The organism is Kosakonia sp. CFBP8986 (assembly GCF_034044935.1).
Lineage (GTDB): Bacteria > Pseudomonadota > Gammaproteobacteria > Enterobacterales > Enterobacteriaceae > Kosakonia > Kosakonia cowanii.
The window spans coordinates 127,502-151,680 of the sequence record NZ_JAXCXB010000002.1; the positions used below are offsets into that span (position 1 = coordinate 127,502).

Annotated in this window: 21 protein-coding genes; 12 read left to right on the forward strand and 9 right to left on the reverse strand. The window is 58.2% G+C overall.

What is annotated here, in order from left to right:
- Positions 1–9 precede the first annotated feature (9 nt).
- Entirely contained in the window at positions 10–1,473 is a 1,464-nt protein-coding gene (bepA, locus tag SOM48_RS04275; RefSeq protein ID WP_139568401.1) for a beta-barrel assembly-enhancing protease, read from the reverse strand.
- Positions 1,474–1,687: 214 nt separating this feature from the next.
- On the opposite strand from bepA, the gene SOM48_RS04280 reads away from it, so the two are divergent.
- A complete protein-coding gene (locus tag SOM48_RS04280; protein WP_023481206.1) occupies positions 1,688–2,764 on the forward strand; it encodes an AI-2E family transporter in 1,077 nt (358 codons plus the stop codon).
- Between the two features lie 65 nt (positions 2,765–2,829).
- Here SOM48_RS04280 and bcp read toward each other — a convergent pair whose 3' ends face one another.
- Together bcp and SOM48_RS04290 are read right to left on the reverse strand one after the other, a co-directional pair.
- Positions 2,830–3,300: a thioredoxin-dependent thiol peroxidase gene (gene bcp, locus SOM48_RS04285; RefSeq protein ID WP_023481155.1), complete on the reverse strand. Its 471-nt coding sequence runs from the start codon at positions 3,298–3,300 to the stop codon at positions 2,830–2,832.
- The gene (locus SOM48_RS04290; RefSeq protein ID WP_023481158.1) at positions 3,297–3,872 is read right to left on the reverse strand and encodes a glycine cleavage system transcriptional repressor; all 576 of its coding nucleotides are present in this window, start codon (positions 3,870–3,872) and stop codon (positions 3,297–3,299) included. Before SOM48_RS04290 ends, bcp begins: the two co-directional genes overlap by 4 nt.
- 145 nt (positions 3,873–4,017) lie before the next feature.
- On the opposite strand from SOM48_RS04290, the gene dapA reads away from it, so the two are divergent.
- The 6 genes from dapA (at position 4,018) to ypfH (ending at position 10,565) form a co-directional block, all read left to right on the forward strand.
- Positions 4,018–4,896, forward strand: a complete 879-nt coding sequence (gene dapA / locus SOM48_RS04295) for a 4-hydroxy-tetrahydrodipicolinate synthase (RefSeq protein ID WP_023481177.1) — start codon at positions 4,018–4,020, stop codon at positions 4,894–4,896.
- A 16-nt stretch (positions 4,897–4,912) separates the two neighbouring features.
- On the forward strand, positions 4,913–5,947 hold the full coding sequence (gene bamC, locus SOM48_RS04300; RefSeq protein ID WP_076768801.1) for an outer membrane protein assembly factor BamC: 1,035 nt from the start codon (positions 4,913–4,915) through the stop codon (positions 5,945–5,947).
- A gap of 107 nt (positions 5,948–6,054) precedes the next feature.
- Positions 6,055–6,768, forward strand: coding sequence for a phosphoribosylaminoimidazolesuccinocarboxamide synthase (gene purC, locus SOM48_RS04305; protein ID WP_054803517.1), 714 nt, complete (start codon positions 6,055–6,057; stop codon positions 6,766–6,768).
- 135 nt (positions 6,769–6,903) lie between these two features.
- Positions 6,904–7,770 carry a KPN_02809 family neutral zinc metallopeptidase gene (ypfJ, locus tag SOM48_RS04310; RefSeq protein ID WP_042717307.1) on the forward strand — a complete coding sequence of 289 codons (867 nt, stop codon included), beginning with the start codon at positions 6,904–6,906 and terminating at the stop codon, positions 7,768–7,770.
- Between the two features lie 9 nt (positions 7,771–7,779).
- Positions 7,780–9,789, forward strand: coding sequence for a tRNA(Met) cytidine acetyltransferase TmcA (locus SOM48_RS04315; protein ID WP_320511500.1), 2,010 nt, complete (start codon positions 7,780–7,782; stop codon positions 9,787–9,789).
- A gap of 77 nt (positions 9,790–9,866) precedes the next feature.
- Positions 9,867–10,565 carry an esterase gene (ypfH, locus tag SOM48_RS04320; protein WP_076770256.1) on the forward strand — a complete coding sequence of 233 codons (699 nt, stop codon included), beginning with the start codon at positions 9,867–9,869 and terminating at the stop codon, positions 10,563–10,565.
- Between the two features lie 29 nt (positions 10,566–10,594).
- Here the strand turns inward: ypfH and SOM48_RS04325 are convergent, their stop codons facing one another.
- The 3 genes from SOM48_RS04325 to SOM48_RS04335 are packed head-to-tail and all read right to left on the reverse strand — an operon-like array spanning position 10,595 to position 12,299.
- The gene (locus tag SOM48_RS04325) at positions 10,595–10,795 is read right to left on the reverse strand and encodes a YpfN family protein (RefSeq protein WP_023481257.1); all 201 of its coding nucleotides are present in this window, start codon (positions 10,793–10,795) and stop codon (positions 10,595–10,597) included.
- Positions 10,796–10,811: 16 nt separating this feature from the next.
- Positions 10,812–11,939: a succinyl-diaminopimelate desuccinylase gene (dapE, locus tag SOM48_RS04330; RefSeq protein ID WP_076770255.1), complete on the reverse strand. Its 1,128-nt coding sequence runs from the start codon at positions 11,937–11,939 to the stop codon at positions 10,812–10,814.
- A gap of 3 nt (positions 11,940–11,942) precedes the next feature.
- On the reverse strand, positions 11,943–12,299 hold the full coding sequence (locus tag SOM48_RS04335) for an ArsC family reductase (RefSeq protein ID WP_023481242.1): 357 nt from the start codon (positions 12,297–12,299) through the stop codon (positions 11,943–11,945).
- A 384-nt stretch (positions 12,300–12,683) separates the two neighbouring features.
- On the opposite strand from SOM48_RS04335, the gene ypfM reads away from it, so the two are divergent.
- Positions 12,684–12,743: a protein YpfM gene (ypfM, locus tag SOM48_RS04340; RefSeq protein WP_124971302.1), complete on the forward strand. Its 60-nt coding sequence runs from the start codon at positions 12,684–12,686 to the stop codon at positions 12,741–12,743.
- Between the two features lie 93 nt (positions 12,744–12,836).
- Here the strand turns inward: ypfM and acrD are convergent, their stop codons facing one another.
- Positions 12,837–15,950 (reverse strand): multidrug efflux RND transporter permease AcrD, encoded by a 3,114-nt coding sequence (gene acrD / locus SOM48_RS04345; protein WP_128482392.1) that lies wholly within the window; start codon positions 15,948–15,950, stop codon positions 12,837–12,839.
- Between the two features lie 430 nt (positions 15,951–16,380).
- Here acrD and aegA point away from each other — a divergent pair, with 430 nt between their 5' ends.
- The 4 genes from aegA to SOM48_RS04365 all read left to right on the forward strand — a co-directional run bounded on the left by aegA (position 16,381) and on the right by SOM48_RS04365 (position 21,154).
- On the forward strand, positions 16,381–18,345 hold the full coding sequence (gene aegA, locus SOM48_RS04350) for a formate-dependent uric acid utilization protein AegA (protein ID WP_320511501.1): 1,965 nt from the start codon (positions 16,381–16,383) through the stop codon (positions 18,343–18,345).
- 68 nt (positions 18,346–18,413) lie between these two features.
- Positions 18,414–18,989, forward strand: coding sequence for a GDP-mannose pyrophosphatase NudK (gene nudK, locus SOM48_RS04355; RefSeq protein WP_128482394.1), 576 nt, complete (start codon positions 18,414–18,416; stop codon positions 18,987–18,989).
- A gap of 123 nt (positions 18,990–19,112) precedes the next feature.
- Positions 19,113–20,156, forward strand: coding sequence for a DUF1176 domain-containing protein (locus tag SOM48_RS04360; protein ID WP_076770252.1), 1,044 nt, complete (start codon positions 19,113–19,115; stop codon positions 20,154–20,156).
- 65 nt (positions 20,157–20,221) lie between these two features.
- Positions 20,222–21,154, forward strand: coding sequence for a hypothetical protein (locus tag SOM48_RS04365; protein WP_076770251.1), 933 nt, complete (start codon positions 20,222–20,224; stop codon positions 21,152–21,154).
- A gap of 37 nt (positions 21,155–21,191) precedes the next feature.
- Here SOM48_RS04365 and tkt read toward each other — a convergent pair whose 3' ends face one another.
- Both tkt and tal read right to left on the reverse strand, forming a co-directional pair.
- A complete protein-coding gene (gene tkt, locus SOM48_RS04370; protein WP_128482396.1) occupies positions 21,192–23,186 on the reverse strand; it encodes a transketolase in 1,995 nt (664 codons plus the stop codon).
- Between the two features lie 21 nt (positions 23,187–23,207).
- The gene (tal, locus tag SOM48_RS04375) at positions 23,208–24,158 is read right to left on the reverse strand and encodes a transaldolase (protein WP_023481168.1); all 951 of its coding nucleotides are present in this window, start codon (positions 24,156–24,158) and stop codon (positions 23,208–23,210) included.
- Positions 24,159–24,179: the final 21 nt, after the last annotated feature.

Genomic DNA, 24,179 nt, shown 5'->3' on the forward strand with positions numbered 1-24,179 from the left:
CTCTCCTGATTACATCTTTTCGTACGGGCGGAAGCGCTGCTGCATCTGGCGCAACTGGTCGATTCGCGCGTCATAGCGTGCCTGTTGCAGGCTGCCAAGCTTCACCTGCGCGCTAGCACTGCTCAGCAGCGTAATCGCCTGGTCGAGCCTGCCGATCAGCGCCTGGCCTTCGGCACGTGCCGCCAGCTCCTGATCGCGGTTGCCGAGCGCCGCTTCCGTTTGCGCCAGCAGATCCCAGCCGTTGATATCGTCTTTGTTGGTGAAGGTGTAGCGATTGAGGATCTGCGCCGCCTGTGCCGGCTGGCCGCCCTGTAAGTAAGCGTTCGCCAGGTTGAGTTGCAGCACCGGGCTGTTCTTAAGCCCGCTGGCACCATTCAGGCGTTTAATCGCCTCGCCGCTTTTATTCAGGCCAAGATCGATATCCGTCGCCAGATCGAGATACCAGGCATTGTTCGCATCCGCGCTCAGCAGCGGCTGCAACAGTTTCTGCGCCCCGGCAAAATCTTTCGCCTCCATCGCTTTCAGTGCCCGGCCATACTGCGCGGCGCGCTGCTCGCGCACGTTGCCTTTCGCCCAGCTGTCGAGCAGATCGTCGGTCAGCTGGTTACGGCCAGAGTTATACATGCCCAGGGTGCGGGCCTTTGCCATATAGAACGATTCAGAAGATTGCACCACTACCGGGCGCATCTGGTTGGCGCGGTTGCGGGCGTCTGACAGTCGGCTCTCCGGCAGGGGGTGCGTCAGCAAAATTTCCGGCGGTCGGCTGGAGTAGCGGGACTGATCGAGCAATTTTTCGAGGAAGGTCGGCATCGCCTGCGGATCAAACCCGGCGCGTTGCAGCACCTGAATGCCGATGCGGTCCGCCTCCTGCTCATTCTGCTGCGTAAAGCTGATCATCCCCTGCCGCGTGCCGGCCAGTGTACCGGTCAGCGCCGCCATCCCCGCCTGCGGGCTGGCCATCGCCAGCAGAATCGACCCCAGCGCGCCTGCCCAGGTAAGCGGCGCGCTGCTTTTCTGATCTTCCATCGCGCGCGCAAGATGGCGCTGGGTAACGTGCGAAATTTCGTGCGCCATTACCGACGCGAGCTGGCTCTCATTATCCGTGTAACGGAAGAGGGCAGAGTGCAGCACCACGTTGCCGCCAAAGAAGGCGAAGGCGTTAATTTCGTCGTTATTCACCAGGTAGAAGTGGAAAGGGGTTTTCACTGAGTAGGCATGCGCGACCAGCCGCATACCGAGGGAATTGATGTACTGCACCAGCAGCGGATCGTTAATCAACGGCGCGCTGCCGCGCAGCTGGCGCACATAGAAGTCGCCCATCTGCATCTCCTGGCCGATGGAGAGCGTGCTGCCAGCCGAGGTGCCCATATCCGGCAGGCTATCTGCCGAGTCTGCAAAAACCGGCGCAGCCTGGCCTGCGGTAAGGGCGGCGATAAGGGTTGCGACCAGCGTTCGTTTCAACTGCCTGAACATAACCTCTTTCCTGTGTTGGAGGTGACACAACGATAACCGGGTTCCATTCGGCTTACCCGCCCTGCGAGTGTAGCCGCGTTAATGGTCATTGAAAATCTTATTCACGGCAATGATATGTTTCCCGCAAAGGGAACGAAAAGCGAAGTCTTTTTTGTGACATTTCGATAAACTTCCCGTTCTGAACGTCCGCCAGTGAGGCGAAATAAGGAACGTTATGCTCGAAATGTTGACGCAGTGGTATCGCCGTCGCTTCAGCGATCCCGAAGCGATTGCCCTGCTGGTTATTCTGCTTGCCGGTTTTACCATTCTTTTCTTCTTTAGCGGCCTGCTCGCGCCGCTGCTTGTTGCGCTGGTGATTGCCTATCTGCTGGAGTGGCCAACGGCCCGCCTGCAGCGCATTGGCTGCTCGCGCAGTTGGGCGGCAAGCATTGTGCTGGTGTTGTTCGTCGGCATTCTGCTGGTGATGGCTTTTGTGGTGATGCCGATTGCGTGGCAGCAGGGGATCAACCTGATCCGCGATATGCCCGGCATGTTAAACAAGCTCTCCGGTTTTGCTGCCACCCTGCCGCGCCGTTATCCCGCGCTGATGGATGCGGGCATTATTGATGCGATGGCTGAGAATATGCGCTCGCGCATGCTGTCGATGGGTGACTCGGTGGTGAAATACTCCCTCGCCTCGCTGGTCGGGCTGCTTACCCTTGCAGTCTATCTGGTGCTGGTGCCGCTGATGGTCTTCTTCCTGGTGAAAGATAAAGAGCAGATGCTGAGCGCCGTGCGCCGCGTGCTACCGCGTAACCGCGGGCTGGCAGGCCAGGTGTGGAAAGAGATGAATCAGCAGATCACCAACTATATTCGCGGCAAAGTGCTGGAGATGGTGGTGGTCGGCGTCGCCACCTGGATTGGGTTCATTCTTTTTGGGCTCAACTACTCGCTGCTGCTGGCGGTGCTGGTGGGCTTCTCGGTGTTGATTCCCTATATCGGCGCGTTTGTGGTGACCATTCCGGTGGTTGGCGTGGCGCTGTTTCAGTTCGGGCTGGGCACCGAGTTCTGGAGCTGCTTTGCGGTCTATCTGATTATCCAGGGGCTGGATGGCAACCTGCTGGTGCCGGTGCTCTTCTCGGAAGCGGTTAACCTGCACCCGCTGGTGATTATCCTGTCGGTGGTGATTTTCGGCGGCCTGTGGGGCTTCTGGGGCGTCTTCTTCGCCATTCCGCTGGCAACGTTGATTAAAGCGGTGATCCACGCGTGGCCGGATTCGCTGGCCAGCGAAGATGAAGTGATAAGCGGATAAGACGACAGGAAGAGCAGCAGAGGAGGGCGACCCTGACGGGTTGCCCGCAGCAGAAGAGGGGACGTTTAGGCGTTCTCTTTTAACCAGTTCACGACGATATCGTGGTGATTGCTGGTTTTGAAATCATCAAACACATGTTCGATGGTGCCGGCAGCATCAATCAGAAAACTGATGCGGTGAATGCCGTCATAGGTTTTCCCCATAAAGGTCTTCTCACCCCAGACGCCAAACTGCTGGCACACTTCATGGCTTTCATCGGACAGCAGGGTAAAGTTGAGCAGCTCTTTCTCGGCGAAGCGGGAGAGTTTTTCCGGTTTATCAGTGCTGATACCGAGAACTTCTACGCCTGCTTTTTTTAGCTCATCCATATTATCGCGCAGGCCGCAGGCCTGGACGGTACAACCCGGTGTCATGGCTTTCGGGTAGAAATAGACCAGAACACGCTGTCCCTGGAAGTCGGCTAAATTTACTTGTTCACCGTCCTGATCGGGCAAGCTAAATTTCGGTGCGATATCACCGGCTTTCAGTGGATTCATTGCTTCACTCCATCCTGTTCATCATGCTGAGAATAGTTGACGACGTTTATACTGCCTTGCGCATTCAATTCTGTACAGAGCGCCCGAAACGCCTGCTCAATATTTGATGCATCCCGCGAGGCGGGGCTGTGGGCGGTAATCTGAATAAAGAGTTGCGGAACACCATCGACGCTGGCGGGCTGGGTACGGGAAACCAGCTCGGCAATATTCATCTCGTGAGCGTCGAATAACGCCGTAAAGCGTTCAATCAAATGGGGCGAATCCGGTACGTCAACCTGCACCCAAACGGTGGCGGGCATATCAGGACGCGGGCGAGCCTCGGTGCGCTTCATCACAATCAACAGATCCAGTTCGGCGCCTTTCAGCGGCAGGGTCGATTCGATAAGGGTGATGGCGTTCCACGACCCTGAAAGCAGCATGATAAACGTGAACTCTTCTCCCAGCATCGCCAGCCGGCTGTCTTCGATATTACAGCCGCAGCTGCTGACGTGGCGTGTGATCGTATTCACAATGCCAGGCCGGTCGGCCCCCAGCGCAGTGATAACCAAAAAGTGTTGTGATGAGGTTGTCAAACCTGAGCTTCCTGTCAAACATGAGGTAATCATAAGGAAAGCATAAAAAAAACCGGCATACAACCGCCACAGACCGTCAGGTCTCTTGCTTTTCTTACGGCACCGCACGTACCATTGAGGCTCTTGTTTGCACAGAGGATGGCCCATGTTCACGGGAAGTATTGTTGCGCTTATTACGCCGATGGATTCGCAAGGTAAAGTCTGCCGGTCAAGCCTGAAGAAACTGATTGATTATCATGTCGCCAGTGGAACCTCGGCGATCGTTTCGGTAGGGACTACCGGCGAATCCGCAACCCTTAGCCACGACGAGCATGCCGATGTGGTTGAACTGACGGTTGAGCTGGCTGACGGGCGCATTCCTGTTATTGCCGGCACGGGCGCAAACGCCACCGCCGAAGCCATCAGCCTGACGCAGCGTTTCAATAACAGCGGCATCGTCGGCTGCCTCACCGTTACCCCCTATTACAACCGCCCGACGCAGGAAGGTCTGTTCCAGCACTTCAAAGCCATCGCCGAACATACTGACCTGCCGCAGATTCTGTATAATGTGCCGTCGCGTACCGGCTGCGATATGCTGCCGGAAACCGTGGGCCGTCTGGCGGAAGTCAAAAATATTATCGGTATTAAAGAAGCGACCGGGAACTTAAGTCGCGTTCATCAGATCAAAGAGCTGGTTTCAGACGACTTTATCCTGCTGAGCGGCGATGACGCCACTGCGATGGACTTCATGCAGCTCGGCGGTCACGGTGTAATTTCCGTCACCACTAACGTGGCGGCGCGCGAAATGGCCGAGATGTGCAAACTGGCCGCTGAAGGGCAGTTTGCCGATGCCCGCGCGATTAACCAGCGTCTGATGCCGTTACACAACAAACTATTTGTCGAACCCAATCCGATCCCGGTCAAATGGGCATGTAAGGAGTTGGGACTTGTGGCAACCGATACGCTGCGTTTGCCGATGACACCGATTACCGACCACGGTCGTGAGGTGGTTCGTGCGGCGCTTAAGCATGCCGGTTTGCTGTAAAGTTTAGGGAGATTTGATGGCTTACTCAGTACAGAAGTCGCGCCTGGCGAAGGTAGCGAGTGTTTCACTTGTGATGTTGCTCGCCGCCTGCAATTCCGATTCACGTTACAAGCGTCAGGTCAGCGGAGATGAATCCTATCTGGATGCTACGCCGCTTGCTGAGCTTCATGCGCCCGCCGGGCTGATCCTGCCGGTGCAGACTGGGGACTACAATGTCCCTTCCGCCAGCGGCAGCGGTGCCGTCGGTAAAGCGCTGGACATTCGCCCGCCGGCACAGCCGCTGGCGCTGGTGACCGGTGCGCGTACCCAGTTCAACGGCGATACCGCCACGCTGATGGTAGAAAATGGTCGCGGCAATACCTTATGGCCGCAGGTTGTTAGCCTGATTCAGGCGAAAAACTTCACCATCGCCAAACGCGACGATGCCGCGCAGACCCTGACTACCGATTGGGTTGAGTGGAACCGTCAGGATGAAGATCAGCAGTATCGCGGTCGCTATCAAATCGCGGTGAAACCGCAGGGCTATCAGCAGGCGGTGGTCGTCAAGCTGGTGAACCTGGAGCAGGCGGGTAAACCGGTTGCTGATACCGCATCGCTGCAGCGCTACAGCACCGAAATGCTGAACGTTATCTCCGCTGGCCTCGATAAAACTGCCACCGATGCGCAGAACGCCGCTGAGAAGCGCAGCGTGACCACGCTCGACGTGCAGAGCGGCGCGGATGATACCGGTCTGCCGATGCTGGTGGTGCGCGGTCCGTTCAATATCGTCTGGCAGCGCCTGCCGAACGTGCTGGAAAAAGTGGGCATGAAAGTGACCGACAGCACCCGTTCTACCGGCAGCATGGCCGTGACCTACAAACCGCTCTCCGACAGCGGCTGGCAGGCACTGGGCGCGCGCGATCCGGGTCTCAGCTCCGGCGACTATAAACTGCAGGTCGGCGACCTTGATAACCGCAGCAGCCTCCAGTTTATCGATCCGAAGGGCCACACCCTGACGCAATCTCAGAACGACGCGTTAGTCGCCGCCTTCCAGGCCGCGTTTAACCAGTAAGATCCAGGGCCGGAATACCTCCGGCCTTTTTTTATCAGCGTGACGCAAACGTGTGCGTCGGCGTAAGATAGTGCAATTAGCCTTGTAATCACACCTGGAGTAATAAAATGCAAAAGCAAGCTGAGTTGTATCGCGGCAAAGCGAAAACCGTCTACAGTACCGAAAACCCGGATCTGTTGGTGCTCGAATTCCGTAACGATACGTCAGCAGGGGATGGCGCGCGCATTGAACAGTTTGATCGTAAAGGCATGGTGAACAACAAGTTCAACCATTTCATTATGACCAAGCTTGCCGAAGCCGGCATCCCGACCCAGATGGAAGCGCTGCTCTCGGATACCGAATGTCTGGTGAAAAAGCTGGATATGGTGCCGGTCGAGTGCGTAATCCGCAACCGCGCCGCGGGCTCGCTGGTGAAACGTCTGGGCATTGAAGAAGGCATTGAGCTTAATCCGCCGCTGTTTGACCTGTTTTTGAAAAACGACGCCATGCACGATCCGATGGTCAACGAATCCTACTGCGAAACCTTCAACTGGGTGAACAAAGAGAACCTGGCGCGCATGAAGGAACTCTCCTACAAAGCCAACGACGTGCTGAAAAAGCTGTTCGATGACGCAGGCCTGATCCTCGTCGACTTCAAACTGGAGTTTGGCCTGTTCAACGGCGAAGTGGTGCTGGGCGATGAGTTCTCCCCGGACGGCAGCCGCCTGTGGGACAAAGAGACGCTGGATAAAATGGACAAAGACCGCTTCCGCCAGAGCCTCGGCGGGCTGATCGAAGCCTATGAAGCCGTCGCGCACCGCCTGGGCGTGAAACTGGACTGATCCCCTACATTAACGTCTCAGCCAGAGGATGCCCGCATCCTCTGGTTTTTTTACGTCTTTTTCCCAGTGGTAATCCTTCCCTAACCGCCTACGATCATATATACACAGAGTCCATTATTGGCATAGGGAGGCAGTATGCGCTGGCAAGGGCGACGAGAGAGTGACAACGTAGAAGACCGACGGAGCCAGTCGGGCGGCCCCTCAATGGGCGGCGGGGGTTTCCGCCTGCCGCGGGGCAAAGGCGGGTTAGTCCTGCTGGTGATCGTGGTGGTAGCAAGTTATTACGGCGTGGATTTAACCGGCATGTTGACCGGGCAACCCGTCAGTGCGCCGTCGTCACAGCAGGCGGCGGTTAATCCGAAAGAGGATGAGGCCGCGCGCTTCTCCAGCGTGATTTTTGCTTCCACGGAAGATACCTGGGGGCAGCTGTTCCAGAAAATGGGGCGTCAATACCAGCAGCCAAAGCTGGTGCTCTACCGTAATCAGTTCAATACCGGCTGCGGCATGGGCCAGTCAATCATGGGACCGTTCTACTGCCCGGCAGACAGCAAGGTCTATATTGATCTCTCCTTCTACGATGAGATGAAAAACAAACTCGGCGCGGGTGGCGATTTCGCTCAGGGCTATGTGATTGCCCATGAAGTGGGTCACCACGTGCAAAAACTGCTCGGCACCGAGGCGAAAGTGCGCCAGTTGCAGCAGAACGCCAGCGAGAAAGAGGTCAATGCACTTTCAGTTCGCATGGAGCTGCAGGCCGACTGTTATGCCGGTGTCTGGGGCCACAGCATGCAGCAGCAGGGCGTGCTGGAAGAGGGCGATCTCGCAGAGGCGCTGAACGCGGCGCAGGCAATTGGCGATGACCGTTTGCAGCAGCGCAGCCAGGGTCGCGTGATCCCGGACAGCTTTACGCACGGCACCTCGGCGCAGCGCTACAGCTGGTTCAAACGCGGCATGGATAGCGGCGATCCGGCGCAGTGCGACACCTTTAGCGGGCGTCTGTAAGCCCTCACTATGCAATCTCTGGTTACACTGAGCGCGCAGATGGCGCGGGAAGGGATCCGTCGCCTGCTGGTGCTCTCCGGCAGCGCGGCGTGGTGTGCCGATCAAGCAGAAAAACTGCGTGACGCGCTCCCCGGCGACTGGCTGTGGGTGGGTGAAGAGGGCGACGGGCCGCCGCACTGCTCGCCGCGCGCGCTCACCACGTTGCTCGGGCGCGAGTTTAGCCATGCGGTGTTTGATGCGCGCGACGGCTTTGATGTTGCCGCTTTTGCCGCCCTCAGCGGCACGCTAAAAGCGGGAAGCTGGTTGCTGCTACTGGTTCCGCCGCTCGATCGCTGGGCGCAGCAGCCGGACGCTGACAGCCGCCGCTGGAGCGACACCGCCGATCCCATCCCCACGCCGGTTTTTGTTGACCACTTTAGCCGTACCCTTTTTCACGACGGGCAGACGCTGCTCTGGCGTGAAGGCGGCGCGCAACCTGTTCCTGATTTCCCACCCCGCGCTGGCTGGCATCCCGCCAGCGGTGCGCCGCAGCGCAAGCAGGCGGCGATCCTGGCCGAACTGGCTGATATGCCGCCCGGCGTGATGGTAGTAACCGCGCCGCGCGGACGCGGTAAATCCGCTCTTGCCGGAATGCATATCGCAACCCTAACCTCACCCGCAGTGGTAACTGCCCCGACGCGTGCTGCCACCGATGTGCTTGCGCACTACGCGGGCGAAAAGTTTGATTTTATCGCCCCCGATGCACTGGCCGGGCGGATAAACCAGCAGGGAAGCCAGCCCGGCTGGCTGGTTGTCGATGAAGCCGCCGCCATCCCCGGCCCGCTGCTGCATACCCTGACCGCCGCCTTTAGCCATGTGCTGTTAACCACCACGGTGCAGGGGTACGAAGGCACCGGGCAGGGTTTTTTACTGAAGTTTTGCGCCGGTTTCCCGCACTTGCGCCACCGCGCACTGACCACGCCTCTGCGCTGGGCGGCAGGTTGCCCCCTTGAGCGCGCGGTGGCCGATCTGTTACTGCTTGATGACGCTGTTGCCACGGATAAACCCACCGGCCCGCTCACGGTGGCGCCGCTGCCCGCCAGCGCCTGGCAGCGTCATCCTGCGCAGCCTGCCGCACTCTATCGCCTGCTGGCGAGCGCCCACTACCGCACCTCGCCGCTCGATCTGCGGCGCATGATGGATGCGCCAGGCCAGCACTTCTGGCTGGCGAAAAAAGCAGAACAGATTGTCGGCGCGCTCTGGCTGGTGGAGGAGGGCGGTTTATCGCCTGAATTAAGCCAGGCGGTATGGGCCGGTTTTCGCCGCCCGCGCGGCAACCTGGTGGCGCAATCTCTCGCTGCGCACGGCGGCAGCCCGCTGGCCGCGACGCTGCGCGGGCGGCGCATCAGCCGCATTGCCGTGCATCCTCACTGCCAGCGGGAAGGCATTGGCCGCGCGCTGGTGGCGCAGGCGCAGGGCAGCAACTGCGACTATCTGTCGGTCAGCTTTGGCTTTACCCAGGCGTTGTGGCACTTCTGGCAGCGCTGCGGCTTTATGCTGGTGCGCCTTGGCAGCCAGCGAGAAGCGAGCAGCGGCTGCTTTACCGCCATGGCGCTGTTACCGTTAAGCGAGGCCGGGCAGGCGCTGGCGGAGCATGAGCAGCAGCGTCTGGCGCGCGATCTCCCGTGGCTTTCTCACTGGCAGGGGGAAAAGTTAGCTCTGCCACCTATCCTGGAGTCTACCCTTAATGATGAGGACTGGCTGGAGCTGGCCGGGTTTGCTTTTGCCCATCGCCCGCTCTCGGCCGCCACTGGCGCACTTTCACGCCTGCTTGCGCAGAGCGATTTACCGCTCCCGGCGCTGCGTGGACAGCTTGTCCACTCTGAGCGCGAGGCACAGCTCTGCGCGCGTTTAGGCTTACCGGGGCGCAAAGCGCTACTGGCGCAGCAGCGCACCGAAGCCGGTCTGGCGTTGCGGGCAAGTGATGAAGTGCGTACAGACACCCTGAAAAAGCAGGTGCAGGCCAGACAGTTTTTTTAACGATCTCAATCAGTTAAATGGCATTGTCACTCTTTTTGTCCGGCGTAGACTGCACCTGACACGTTAAGGAGATCCTGATGAAAGATGCCCATTTTGTTGTGCAACGCCCGACAAGCCCTGCGAAGCAACTGCTGTTGCTGTTCCACGGCGTCGGCGATAACCCGGTTTCAATGGGCGAGATTGGTCGCTGGTTCGCGCCAGCCTTTCCCGACGCGCTGATTGTCAGCATCGGCGGCGTTGAGGCGAGCGGTGCCGCACCCGGTCGCCAGTGGTTCTCCGTCGGCAATATCAGTGAAGAGAACCGCCAGCAGCGCGTCGATGCGGTGATGCCGCAGTTTATTGAGGTGGTGCGCTACTGGCAGCAGAAGAGCGGCATCAGCCCGCTTGCCACGGCGCTGATTGGCTTTTCGCAGGGAGCGATTATGGCGCTGGAGGGGATTAAGGCGCAGCCGGATCTCGCCTCACGCGTGATTGCTTTTAACGGTCGTTACGCCAGCTTGCCGCAGCGGGTAGCCACTACTAATACCATTCACTTGATCCACGGCGGCGACGATCCGGTGATCGATCTGGCCTGGGCGGTGAAAGCGGAAGAGGCGGTTGCGGCGTTAGGCGGCGATATCACGCTCGATATCGTTGAAGACCTGGGACATGCGATTGACGATCGCAGCATGGCGCTGGCGCTGCATCATTTGCAGTACACCGTGCCGAAGCACTACTTTGATGAGGCGTTAAGCGGCGGCAAGCCGAACGATGATGACATCATTGAGCTGCTATAAAAGATTCACCCCCAGACGGGGGTGAAAAGTTACTTCTTCGGCTGGTCCTTATTCGGCCAGTCATCCTCGTCATCCCACTTATCGTTGAAATCACGATGCGGCGGCAGATCCGGCTTGTTGGCGAGAAACTTTTTATGATCGACGCGGCTAAGATCTTTGATCACGTTGATCAACACGCCGACTAAAAAAACCAGCACCAGAATCCACCAATATTTTGACAGCCAATCCATGCGAACCTCCAGCCCGTCAGGCGATGAGTTGTTCCATAATGCGCTGGTACATCCGCGCCAGCAGTTGCAAATCTGCGGCGTTTACGCATTCGTTAATTTTGTGAATCGTTGCGTTCACCGGCCCAAGCTCGACAACCTGTGCGCCCATCCGCGCGATAAAACGGCCATCGGAAGTGCCGCCGGTGGTCAACAACTGCGGTTTAATCTCATTATAGTGCTCAATGGCGTTAACCACCGCATCCACCAGCTTGCCGCGTCCGGTGAGGAACGGCTGGCCTGAAACCCACCACTCCACGGAGTAGCGCAGCTGATATTTCTCCAGCAGCGCCTGCACCTTCGCTTTGATCATCTCGTCCGTCAGTTCAGTACTGAAACGGAAGTTGAACTGCACAAACAGCTCGCCGGGAATGACATTATTGCTGCCGGTACCGGCCTGAACGTTGGCGATCTGCATGCTGGTCGGCGGGAAGTAGTCATTGCCGCGATCCCACTCAATGCCCACCAGCTCGGTTAACATCGGTACCGCGCGGTGAACCGGGTTATCCGCCAGATGCGGATAGGCCACGTGTCCCTGCACGCCATGAATGGTCAGGTTGCAGGTCATGGAGCCGCGACGGCCATTTTTCACCACGTCGCCCACCACTTCGGTGCTCGACGGTTCGCCTACCAGGCAGTAATCGAGACGTTCGTTGCGCGCCATCAGCGCTTCAACCACTTTTACCGTGCCGTTGGTGGCGCTGGCCTCTTCATCAGAGGTAATAAGAAAGGCGAGGCGGCCTCTGTGCTGCGGGTGCTGTGCCACGAAACGCTCGGCCGCAACCACCATCGCCGCCAGCGAGCCTTTCATATCCGCCGCGCCGCGACCAAACAGCAGGCCGTCGCGAATGGTGGGTTCGAAAGGTGGGTTGATCCAGCGGTCGACATCGCCCGCCGGGACAACGTCCGTATGACCGGCAAACGCCAGCGTCTCTCCCTGGCCGCGCCATGCCCAGAAGTTCTGCGTGTCGCCAAAATCCATCGGCTCAACGGTGAAACCGATAGCGCGCAGGCGTTCAATCATCAGCGCCTGGCATCCCGCATCATCGGGACTCAGAGAAGGGCGACGAATAAGCTGCTGCGTCAGCTCAATAACCGGGCATGACATAAACTACACCTCGTGAATAAACTTCCCATAACTGGATTCATTGAAACCCAGCAGCATAGGCTTACCGGGCGCGCAGAGCAATGGTCGTTTGATCATTGCAGGCATTTCAACCATTAAGGCAATGGCGCTCTCGGCGTCAACGACTGCCGCGCGCTGCGCTTCATCCAGCTTGCGCCAGGTGGTTCCGCGCGTATTCAGCAGCGCTTCCCAGCCAAGCTCTGCGACAGCGGGGCGCAGCAGATCTGCATCAATCCCGTCGACGCGGTAATCATGAAAGCGGTATTCAACCTGCTCAGCCTCCAGCCAGCGGCGGGCTTTCTTGATGGTGTCGCAATTTTTGATGCCATACATGGTGATCATGTTGAATCCTTTTGTCTCTTTTTTGCCTTATTCGAACAGAAAATTAGAATAACGGAATCTAATTCGAATATCATTCGCGTGGTAATAATAATTCACTTAACGGTGAGTTGGGTGATTTTAGTTAAATAACTTTTGGTCACCGCTAGTTCATCGCGTAATAACAAAACTAAAGATTTATCTGACAATGTGATCGCCATTTCATTTAGCCCTCAAGTTTTTGGGAAATATTGCCGTTAATCACAGTATGAGGCCGCAGAGCGGCGCATAGTAAGCCCAAGCCAAAGAGAAATGCCCGGTAAAGAGCGATTAATTCGATTGGTTTAAATAGCTTCACAGCGCATCCGGGCATTGAGTAGAATGGCCGTAATAATAAGAGAGGTAGTTATGATTGAACACGAAATGGGGAACTGGAAAGATTTTATCGAAGGCATGCTTCGTAAATAATTTTCAGACGAATGATTGAGCAGTGACGGCTTAATAATAATATCCACGTAAAAAAGGCGACCTGAATCCAGTCGCCTTTTTTGTTGCCCGCGATTAGCGCGGTTTCGCCTTAAGCGGGAAGCGGCGGCGCACCAGCACAAAGAAGAGCGGGACAAAGAAGATCGCCAGCACCGTGGCGGAAATCATCCCGCCCATCACCCCGGTGCCGACTGCATGCTGGCTGCTTGAGCCTGCACCGGTGCTGGTCGCCATCGGCAGCACGCCAAAGACAAAGGCCAGCGAGGTCATCAGGATTGGCCGCAGACGCTGGCGGCAGGCGTGCAGCGTCGAGGCGAGCAGATCTTCGCCGCGGGCATTCATCTCGTTGGCAAACTCAACAATCAAAATCGCGTTCTTCGCCGAGAGGCCAATCACCGTCAGCAGCCCGACCTGGAAGTAGACGTCGTTCTCCAGCCCGCGCATCCAGGTCGCCACCAGCGCGCCAATCACGCCCAGCGGCACCACCAGCATCACCGAGAAGGGCACCGACCAGCTCTCATACAGCGCGGCCAGGCAGAGGAAGACCACCAGCAGCGAGACGGCGTAGAGCGCAGGCGCCTGCGCGCCGGAGAGCCGCTCCTGATAGGACATCGCCGTCCACTCAAGACCAAAGCCGGTCGGCAACTGGCGCACTAACTTTTCCATCACATCCATCGCCGTACCGGTACTGACGCCCGGCGCAGCTTCGCCGACAATCTCTACCGCCGCATAACCGTTGTAGCGCTCAAGACGCGGCGAGCCGGTTTGCCAGTGCGAGGTGGCAAAGGCGGAGAAGGGCACCATCCCGCCGCTGCTATTGCGGACATACCAGCGGTTAATGTCATCCGGCAGCATGCGGAATTTCGCCGCCGACTGCACATAAACCTTCTTCACGCGGCCGCGATCCATAAAGTCGTTAACGTAGCTGGAGCCCCAGGCGGTCTTCAGCGTGTCGTTAATATCATCAATCGAGACGCCCAGCGCCTGCGCTTTGCGCTGGTCGATATCAATCTGTAACTGCGCGCTGTCATCCAGGCCGTTGTGGCGCACGCGGGTCAGAGCCGGATCCTGCGAGGCGAGCTGAATCAGCTGGTCGCGCGCCGCCATCAGTGCATCGTGACCGGCACCAGCGTGATCCTGCAACTCCATATCAAACCCGGCAGAACTGCCCATACCGCTGATCGCCGGTGGGCTACCGGCAAAGACGCGCGCCTCTTTAATGCGGCTAAAGGCTTTGGTGGCGCGCTCGATAATGGCAAAGGCGCTGCCGTCCGTGGTATCACGCGACTCCCAGTCCTTCAGGCGAATAAAGAGACGGGCAACGTTTTGCCCGTTGCCGCCGGGGCCGGAGCCGACGGTCGCGAACACCGACTGCACATTCTCTTTCTCATGAGTGAAGAAGTACTTTTCGACCTTCTGCACCACCTTCAGCGTCTGCTGCTGCGTTGAACCGCTCGGCAACTGAATGGAGGTGGTAAACATGCCGCGATCCTCCAGCGGCAGAAATGAGGTGGGCAGGCGCATAAACAGCAGCACCATCACGCCAATCAGCAGCAGATAAAGCAGGATCCAGCGAAGAGCGTGGTGGAGGATTTTACCCACCGCATTTTGATAGCGGTCGGCATTACGGTTGAAGACCCGGTTAAAGGCGCCGAAGAAACCTTTCTGCCCGTGCTGCTCGCCTTTGTGCAGCGGTTTAAGCAGCGTGGCGCAGAGGGCAGGTGTCAGGATCATCGCCACCAGCACCGAGAGCACCATCGCTGAAACAATGGTGATTGAGAACTGGCGATAGATGGCGCCGGTGGTGCCGCCGAAGAAGGCCATCGGCACAAACACGGCGGAGAGCACCATCGCAATGCCGACCAGCGCGCCCTGAATCTGCCCCATTGATTTGCGCGTCGCCTCGCGCGGCGAAAGGCCCTCTTCGCTCATGATGCGCTCGACGTTCTCCACCACCACAATCGCATCATCCACCAGCAGGCCGATGGCGAGCACCATCGCAAACATGGTCAGGGTGTTGATGCTGTAGCCAAAGGAGTAGAGCACGCCAAAGGTGCCGAGCAGCACCACCGGCACGGCGATAGTCGGGATCAGCGTGGCGCGGAAGTTCTGCAAAAAGAGGTACATCACTACAAATACCAGCACAATCGCTTCAAGCAGCGTCTTCACCACATCAATGATTGAGGCTTTAACAAACGAGGCGGTTTCATAGGCCACTTTGTACTCAAGGCCATGAGGGAAGTAGTGCGACAGCTCATCGAGCCGCTGGAGTGCCAGCTCTGCCGTCTCCATCTCATTCGCCCCGGAGGCCAGCTTCACGCCAAGCCCGGAGGCGGCTTTGCCGTTATAACGGCTGAGATAGTCATACTTTTCCGCACCCAGTTCGACGGTTGCCACATCGCCAAGGCGCACTTCCGACCCGTCAGGATTGACGCGCAGGGTAATAGCGCGGAACTGCTCCGGCGTCTGTAACAGCGACTGCGCATTGATGGTGGCATTCAGCGCCTGGCGGTCAACGGAGGGCGTACCGCCCAGTTGACCAACGGCAATCTGCGCATTTTGTGAGGTAATCGCACGGGTCACATCGCCGGTGGTGAGTTGATAACTGGTGAGCTTCGACGGGTCGAGCCAGATGCGCATGGCGTACTGCGAGCCGTAGGCGTCGATATCGCCGACGCCGTTGACGCGGCTTAACGGGTCCTGAATGTTACTCGCCACATAGTCGGCAATATCCTGCTTATCCATCGACCCGTCGGTGGAGACAAACGCGATGGTGAGGATGTTGGTATCGCCGGTTTTGCGCACCGTCACCCCCTGGTTCTGCACGGTCTGCGGCAGCTTGCGCATCGCGGACTGCAACTGGTTTTGCACCTGCTGCACCGCTTCATCGGGGTCGGTACCGGCGCGGAAGTTCAGGGTGATCGACGCCTGGCCCGTGGCGCTGCTTTGGGAGGACATATACATCAGGTTATCGAGCCCGGTCATATTCTGCTCAATCACCTGCGTGACGGTGTTTTCCAGCGTCTGCGCCGACGCACCGGGGTAGTTGGCGGTGATACGCACATTTGGCGGCGCTAAATCGGGGTATTGCTCAACGGGCAATGAGCTAATGGCGAGCGCCCCGGTCAGACAGATCAGGATCGCCAGCACCCACGCGAAAATGGGGCGATCGATAAAAAAGTTCGCCATCAGAAACAGGACCTCATATTGCTGCGCATGATTAGGGTGAGAATAACCGCCTCAATGTAGCGGTAATAGCGACACCAATCGTGGAGAAATAAAGGAGAAAGTGTAAATTATCATGCCCGATTGAGGCATCACGAGGCAGAACGCAATTTAAGCCAAATTTTCTGCTGCGCGAACCCACTCTCAACGTCGATTCTTTACCTTTACTTAGCTTTCGTCCAGCAAAGAGACGATTACAGGGACTGTAGACCATCTGGCGCGATTGCGCAGGCCTGCAACTTTTCTGAAAAGCAGAGATAAATTGATCTGCTACATGTTCGTGACAAATAGATAACCTTTCTGGGCAAACGGACATTGCCTGCCCGCAGGCACCCCGGTAAATAGAGTAGTCATATAAAAGATAAGGTTTATCCAGCCAATCAAGAAGGGTGCCATGAACCGTTTTATTATGGCGAATAGCCAACACTGTATTGGATGTCATGCCTGCGAAGTGGCCTGCGTAATGGCGCACAACGACGAGCAGCATCCCCTTACCCCTGATGTGTTTTACCCACGTATTACCGTTATCAAACATCCCCGGCAGAACAGCGCGGTGACCTGCCATCACTGCGAAGCCGCCCCCTGCGCGCGCAGCTGCCCGAACGGTGCCATCACCCGCGTCGATGATGCGGTGCAGGTTAATCAGCAGAAATGTATCGGCTGCAAATCCTGCGTTGTCGCCTGCCCGTTCGGCACGATGCAGGTGCTGGTCACGGGCGCAGACGGGCAGGTGAAAGCGACCGCCCACAAATGCGATCTCTGCGCGCAGCGCACGGCAGGCCCGGCCTGCGTGGAGAACTGCCCGGCGGATGCGCTCACCTTAGTCAACGCAGAGACGCTGGCAAAGATGGCGAAAGCGCGGCGATTGCGCACCGCCAGCCAGCAGGCGCTGCCGTGGCACGATGTTCCGGCGCAGAACGACAGCAAAATGCGCCAGTTGCGCAGTGCCGGCGCGCGCGGCGAGCCGGATAAGCTGGCGATCGCGGCGCGGAAAAGCGGCTTTGATGAGATCTACCTGCCGTTTCAACCCGTGCAGGCGCAGCAGGAGGCGCGGCGCTGCTTAACCTGCGGCGAGCACAGCATCTGCGAATGGCGCTGCCCGCTGCATAACCACATTCCCCAATGGATTGAGCGCGTAAAAGCTGGCGATATCGCCGCGGCGGTGGAGCTGTCGCACCAGACCAACTGCCTGCCGGAGATCACCGGCCGCGTCTGCCCGCAGGATCGTCTCTGCGAAGGGTCTTGTACTCTGCGCGATGCCTCCGGCGCGGTCACCATCGGTAATATTGAGCGCTACATCTCCGATCAGGCGCTGGCGCAAGGCTGGCGGCCCGACCTGCGGCAGGTGAAGCCCGTCGATAAGCGCGTGGCGATTATTGGCGCAGGGCCTGCGGGGCTGGCGTGCGCCGACGTGCTGGCCCGCCACGGCGTCAGCGCCACCGTCTTCGATCGCCACCCGGAAATTGGTGGCCTGCTCACCTTCGGTATTCCGGCCTTCAAACTCGACAAATCCCTGCTGGTGCGGCGGCGCGAAATCTTCAGCGCGATGGGCATCCGTTTCGAGCTTAATTGTGAAATCGGCAAAGATCGCTCAATGGAGCAGTTGCTTGAGGAGTTTGACGCGGTGTTCGTCGGCGTCGGCACTTACCGCTCGATGAAAGCCAACCTGCCCAATGAGGAGGCGCCGGGCGTCTACGATGCGTTACCGTTCCTGATTGCCAATACCAAACAGCTGATGGGGCTTAAGACTACGGTGGATGAGCCGTTTATCGACACCGCCGGGCTTAACGTGGTGGTGCTGGGCGGCGGCGATACGGCGATGGACTGCGTGCGCACCGCGCTGCGTCACGGCGCAGCGCAGGTTACCTGTGCTTACCGCCGGGATGAAGCCAATATGCCCGGCTCAAAAAAAGAGGTGAAAAACGCCCGCGACGAGGGGGCGAACTTTGAGTTCAACGTCCAGCCAGTCAACATTGAAGTGGATGAAGAGGGCAAGGTGAGCGGCATTCGCTTACAGCGCACCCAGCTCGGCGAGCCGGACGCGAAAGGCCGCCGTCGTCCGGTAGCGATAGCGGGCAGCGAGTTTATTATGCCCGCCGATGCGGTGATCATGGCCTTTGGCTTCAACCCCCATTCGATGCCGTGGTTGTCGTGCCTTGGGGTGCAGGTGGATGAGTGGGGGCGCATTGCGGCAAGCGTCAACAGTCCTTACCGCTATCAGACCACTCACCCGCAAATTTTTGCCGGTGGCGATGCAGTGCGTGGTGCCGATCTGGTGGTTACGGCAATGGCGGAGGGGCGTCATGCGGCGCAGGGAATGATGGCGTGGCTCGGGATTAACCCGCCGGAGAAACATTAACGGTACGGCGACAAAGCAGGCCCGGACGCGTACTATAACGCCATTCTGTTTCTCTTCTGGAGCCTGCTATGTCGCTAAAAATCGCTGTGATTAAAGATAAAATCCTCTCCGAAAACTACTTTGTCCTGCGCAATATCACCTACGATTTGACGCGTCAGAACGGCGAGGTCATCCGCCATAAACGTGAAGTGTATGACCGCGGCAACGGCGCGACGATTCTGCTTTATAACCGCGAAAAACAGAGCGTGGTGCTTATTCGCCAGTTCCGTATCGCCAGCTGGGTGAATGGCAACGAGAGCGGCATGCTGATTGAAGCCTGCGCCGGTCTGCTGGACGACGACGAGCCGGAAGTGTGCATTCGCAAAGAGGCGGTTGAAGAGACCGGCTATCAGGTGGGTGAGGTGCGTAAAGTGTTCGAACTCTATATGTCGCCAGGCGGCGTAACCGAAATCGTACACTTTTTTGTCGCCGAATATAGCGATGCCCAGCGCGCCAACAACGGCGGCGGCGTGGAAGATGAAGATATTGAAGTGCTGGAGCTGCCGTTTGAACAGGCGCTGGCAATGGTAGCAAGCGGCGAGATCCGCGACGGCAAGGCGGTCATTTTACTGCAGTATCTGCAAACCTCCGGACTGATGGCGTGACGCGCTTTTTATACCCCCTACCAACTTTCGCATGAAGCTATCCGATAAATCCGATTGAGCCGGTCAACCGCGGGAGTAAAGATACGCCAGTTTTGCGTCTATTCTTCCGGGGTTGCACCATTCATGCGTTATCGCAGCGTACTCACTCTCCTTTTCGGTCTCTGCACCGCACCCGCTCTATGGGCCGCGCCCGCACAGAAAACCTTCTCCGACTGGCAAGTAACCTGTAATAACCAGAATTTTTGCGTGGCGCGCAATATTGGCGAACACGCCGGGCTGGTGATGAGCCTTGAGCGCAGCGCCGGGGCGCGTGCCGATGCTGCGCTGCGCATCGATCTCGGCGGTATCGGTATTCCGGCGGGCAAAGCGCCGCCGATTGCCGGGCGACTGCTGCTTGATGGTCAACCGCTGAAGATGGCCAATACGGAGTGGAAGATCGCGCCGTGGCATCTGATGACCAGCAACCCGCAAACCGTTGCCGCGCTGCTGGAGACTATCCAGGAGGGGCAGACCATTACCTTGCAGAGCGGGCAGGGGCGTATTTCACTCGCCGGGCTGAAAGCCGCGCTGCTGTTTATTGACGCGCAGCAAAAGCGCGTCGGCAGTAAAACGGCGTGGATCAAAAAAGGCGTCAGCCCGCCGCTGAGCGTGCCGCCTGCGCCCGCCTTAAAAGAGGTTGTTCACCCCACTGCGGCCCCCGCGCCCTTAACCCACCAGCAACTCAACGATCTGCTTGATTACGGCAACTGGCGAATGAGCAACACCCAGTGCTCCCTCGACCCGGCGCGCCGCCAGGTGCGGGTCTATGCTCTGACCAATGACAAAGCGCTGCTGATGATTGATTGCGAAGCGGGCGCTTACAACGTGGTCGATCTCGCCTGGCTTGTCTCGCGGCAAAAACCGTTTATCTCCCGCCTGGTGCGCCTGCGCCTGCCCTTCTCCCCGGATAACGGCAACAGCGAGATGGAGCTGATGAATGCCTCGTTTAATGAGAAGAGCCGCGAGCTGACAACGCTGGCGAAAGGGCGAGGCCTCGCAGATTGCGGCGTTGCCAGCCGCTGGCGTTTCGACGGGCAGAATTTCCGCCTCGTGCGTTACGCCCAGGAGCCAACCTGCGATAGCTGGCACGGACCGGATTCATGGCCAACTTTGTGGGTCACGCGATAAGCGAGTGACGAAACCGCCCCGCGCTCATTATAATCCGCCCGCACACCGCAATCGGGAAGGGAATAATGAAACCTCTGTTTACGCCATGGCTTGCCTTAAGCCTGGCTTTTATCGCCGCTCTGCCTGCCAGAGCTGAACTTACCGCCGCCGACAATAAGGCCATCGCTGCGCAGGTTGAGCGCTGGAACAGCCATCTCAACGGCAAGGCCGATGCAAGCGATCTCTATGCCGACCAGGTGAACTGGTTTGGTGAAAACCTCTCCCGCGACGCGGTGCTGCACAAGCAGCAGGATTTCGCTGCCCGCGCGCCGCACTTCACCCAGCGCATCATCACCACGCTTGATATCAATGAAAGCAGCACGGGCAATGTTGAGGTCGATTTTGTCAAACAGGCCGGGCTGGAGGCTGACAAGCTTAAAAATTACCCCGCGCAGTTAACCCTCCAGCATCAACCGGCGGGCTGGCGCATCAGCGGCGAAACGGATCTGCTTACCCGCCTGAATCAGAAAGAGGCGGCGGTGCAGGGCGCGCTGACTAAGGGCAAATTCGACGGCGTTACGAAAGAGACGGTGTGGGTCAGTGCCCGCGATCCGCACTCTGGTGGCAGCTGTACGCAAGAGGGCGACTGCGACTGCTCGCTGTGGAGCAGCAACCCGGCTATCAAACCTGCCACGCTGCCGCAGTGTATTGGCGCCACCGTAGAGACGCTCTCCGGTCTTGACGACAGCGGTCGCGATCGGGTGGTGATCTTCCCGCAATGGTGGACCAGCGCGTGGAACGTGGTCTACGTCTACGATATCCAGCAGGGAGAGTGGATTAAATCCGTGCCCTCCTTCCCCTATAACAGCAATGTGCAGGAAGATGACGACGCTGCCGCGCTGGTGAAGCGCGATCCCCAGCATCCGGGCTTTGTGCTGGTGAAAAAAGCGCTATGGGATGAGAAGCAGGAAGAGATTGTCACGCCGCAAGAGAGCGAAGCGTTGCAGGTAGTGAAATAAGAGAAAGCGCGCCTGCCGAAGCGGGCGCGCCTGAAGATTACTTCTTAAGAACCGCTTTGGCTTTCGCCACGATGTTCTCAACGGTAAAGCCGAAGTAAGGGAAGAGTTTCTCCGCCGGCGCGGACTCGCCATAGCCGGTCATGCCGACAATCGCGCCCTTCAGACCAACATACTTGTACCAGTAATCGGCAATCCCGGCTTCTACCGCGACGCGCGCGCTGACATCCGATGGCAGCACCGATTCGCGCCACGCTTCATCCTGGGCATCAAAGATATCCGTGGAAGGCAGCGAAACTACCCGCACCTTCACGCCTTCGCTGCTCAGTTGCTCAGCGGCCTTCATGGTGATCTCCATTTCAGAGCCGGTAGCAATCAGGATCAGATCCGGCTTGCCGTCGCTATCTTTCAGGATATAACCGCCTTTGCTGATCGCCTTGACCTGCTCCGGGGTTCGCTCCATCTGGGCAAGGTTCTGACGTGAGAGGATCAGCGCTGTCGGGCCGTTATGGCGCTCAATCGCCAGTTTCCAGCCAACTGCCGCTTCCACCTGGTCACAGGGGCGCCAGGTGCTGAAGTTTGGCGTCAGACGCAGGCTGGCAATCTGCTCAACCGCCTGGTGCGTCGGGCCATCTTCGCCAAGGCCGATTGAGTCATGGGTGTAGACCATGATCTGCCGCGCTTTCATCAGCGCCGCCATACGCGCCGCGTTGCGGGCATACTCAACGAACATCAGGAAGGTTGCAGTGTAGGGCACAAAACCGCCGTGGTGGGCGATGCCGTTAGCAATTGCCGTCATGCCGAACTCACGCACACCGTAGTGAATGTAGTTCCCGGCGGCATCCTCTTTAATCGAGGTGGAGCCTGACCAGATGGTAAGGTTACTTGGCGCCAGATCCGCCGAGCCGCCAAGCAGTTCCGGCAGCGCCGGGCCATAGCTGTTAAGGGTGTTTTGCGACGCCTTACGGCTGGCGATTTTCGCCGGGTTAGCCTGCAGGTTGTTGATGTACTCGGAGGTGAGCTGCTCCCAGTTCTCCGGCAGTCCACCGCTCATGCGGCGCTTGAATTCGGCTGCCAGATCCGGGAACTCTTTCTCCCACGCTGCCAGTTTCTCATTCCACGACTGCTGGGCTTTCGCACCGCGATCGTGGGCGTCCCACGCCTGATAGATCTCTTTCGGGATCTCGAACGGGCCATAGTTCCAGCCCAGCTGTTTGCGGGTCAGCGCCACTTCTTCATCACCGAGCGCCGCACCGTGGGACTCCTCTTTGCCCGCTTTGTTCGGCGAGCCAAAACCAATCACCGTGCGGCAGATAATCAGCGTCGGCTTATCTTTCACCTGCTGCGCTTCTTCAATGGCCTTTTTCACCGCTTCCGCAGAGTGACCATCCACTTCGCTGATCACATGCCAGTTATAGGCTTCGAAGCGTTTGGCGGTGTCATCGGTAAACCAGCCTTCGGTTTCGCCATCAATGGAGATGCCGTTGTGATCGTAGAAGCCAATCAGTTTGCCTAAGCCCAGCGTGCCCGCCAGCGAGCAGACTTCGTGGGAGATCCCCTCCATCAGACAGCCGTCGCCCATAAAGACATAGGTGTAGTGATCGACAATGTCGTGACCCGGACGGTTAAACTGCGCCGCCAGCGTGCGCTCGGCAATTGCCAGACCGACGGCGTTCGCCAGCCCCTGGCCCAGCGGGCCGGTGGTGGTTTCTACGCCCGGCGTGTAGCCAATTTCCGGGTGGCCCGGCGTTTTGGAGTGCAACTGACGGAAGTTCTTCAACTCTTCGATCGGCAGGTCATAGCCGCTGAGGTGCAGCAGGCTGTAGAGCAGCATCGAGGCGTGACCGTTGGAGAGAATAAAGCGGTCGCGGTTGTACCAGGTCGGGTCGGCCGGGTTGTGTTGCAGAAAGTCGTTCCACAGCACTTCCGCGATATCCGCCATCCCCATTGGCGCACCGGGGTGGCCGGAATTGGCTTTTTGCACCGCGTCCATACTCAGGGCGCGAATGGCGTTAGCAAGCTCTTTACGGGACATAGTTCACTCCGTGACAAAAGGTTAAAGTTTGGCAGCAAGCAGATCTTCGAGTTTGCGCTGGTCGACGGCGAACTGGCGGATGCCGTCAGAGAGTTTCTCAACCGCCATCGGGTCAAGATTATGTTCCCAGCGGAACTCCGCTTCGGTCATTTTCGCCTGGCGCGAGAAGGTCTGGGACGACGGCACCAGTTTGCGCTCGACGGTGCCTTCATGCTCCTGCAACTCTTGCAGCAGCGCAGGCGAAATGGTGAGGCGGTCACAGCCGGCGAGGGCAAGGATCTGCTCGACGCGGCGGAAGCTGGCGCCCATCACGATGGTCTCGTAGCGGTGCTGTTTGTAGTAGTCATAGATATTGCGTACGGATTTGACGCCCGGATCTTCATCCACCACGTACGGGTCCATCGGTTTGCGGTCGTTGTACCAGTCATAGATGCGCCCGACGAACGGCGAAATCAGATAGACGCCCGCTTCGGCACAGGCGCGCGCCTGCGCAAAGGAGAAGAGCAGCGTCAGGTTACAGTCGATACCCTCTTTTTGCAGCTCTTCCGCCGCGCGGATACCTTCCCACGTGGAGGCAAGTTTGATCAGAATGCGTGACTTATCGATCCCCTGCTCCTGGTAAAGCTCAACGATACGGCGTGCTTTGGCAATGCTCTTCTCTTTGTCGTAGGAGAGACGCGCATCGACTTCGGTGGAGACGCGGCCCGGAATGCTTTTCAGAATTTCCGCACCGATATTGACTGCCAGTTTATCGCTCGCTTCCGCGACCTGCTGCTCCTGGGTTTTGCCGCGCGCTTTGCCATACTCCAGCGCGTCGTCGACCAGATGGGAAAAGTGGCCCAGCCCAGCGGCCTTCAGCAGCAGGGAGGGGTTGGTGGTGGCATCTTCCGGCTGGTAATGGCGAATGGATTCGATGTCGCCGCTGTCCGCCACTACGGTGGTGAACTGTTTCAGGCCGTCTAAATAATTCATGAAGATAACTCCTTAAAAAGC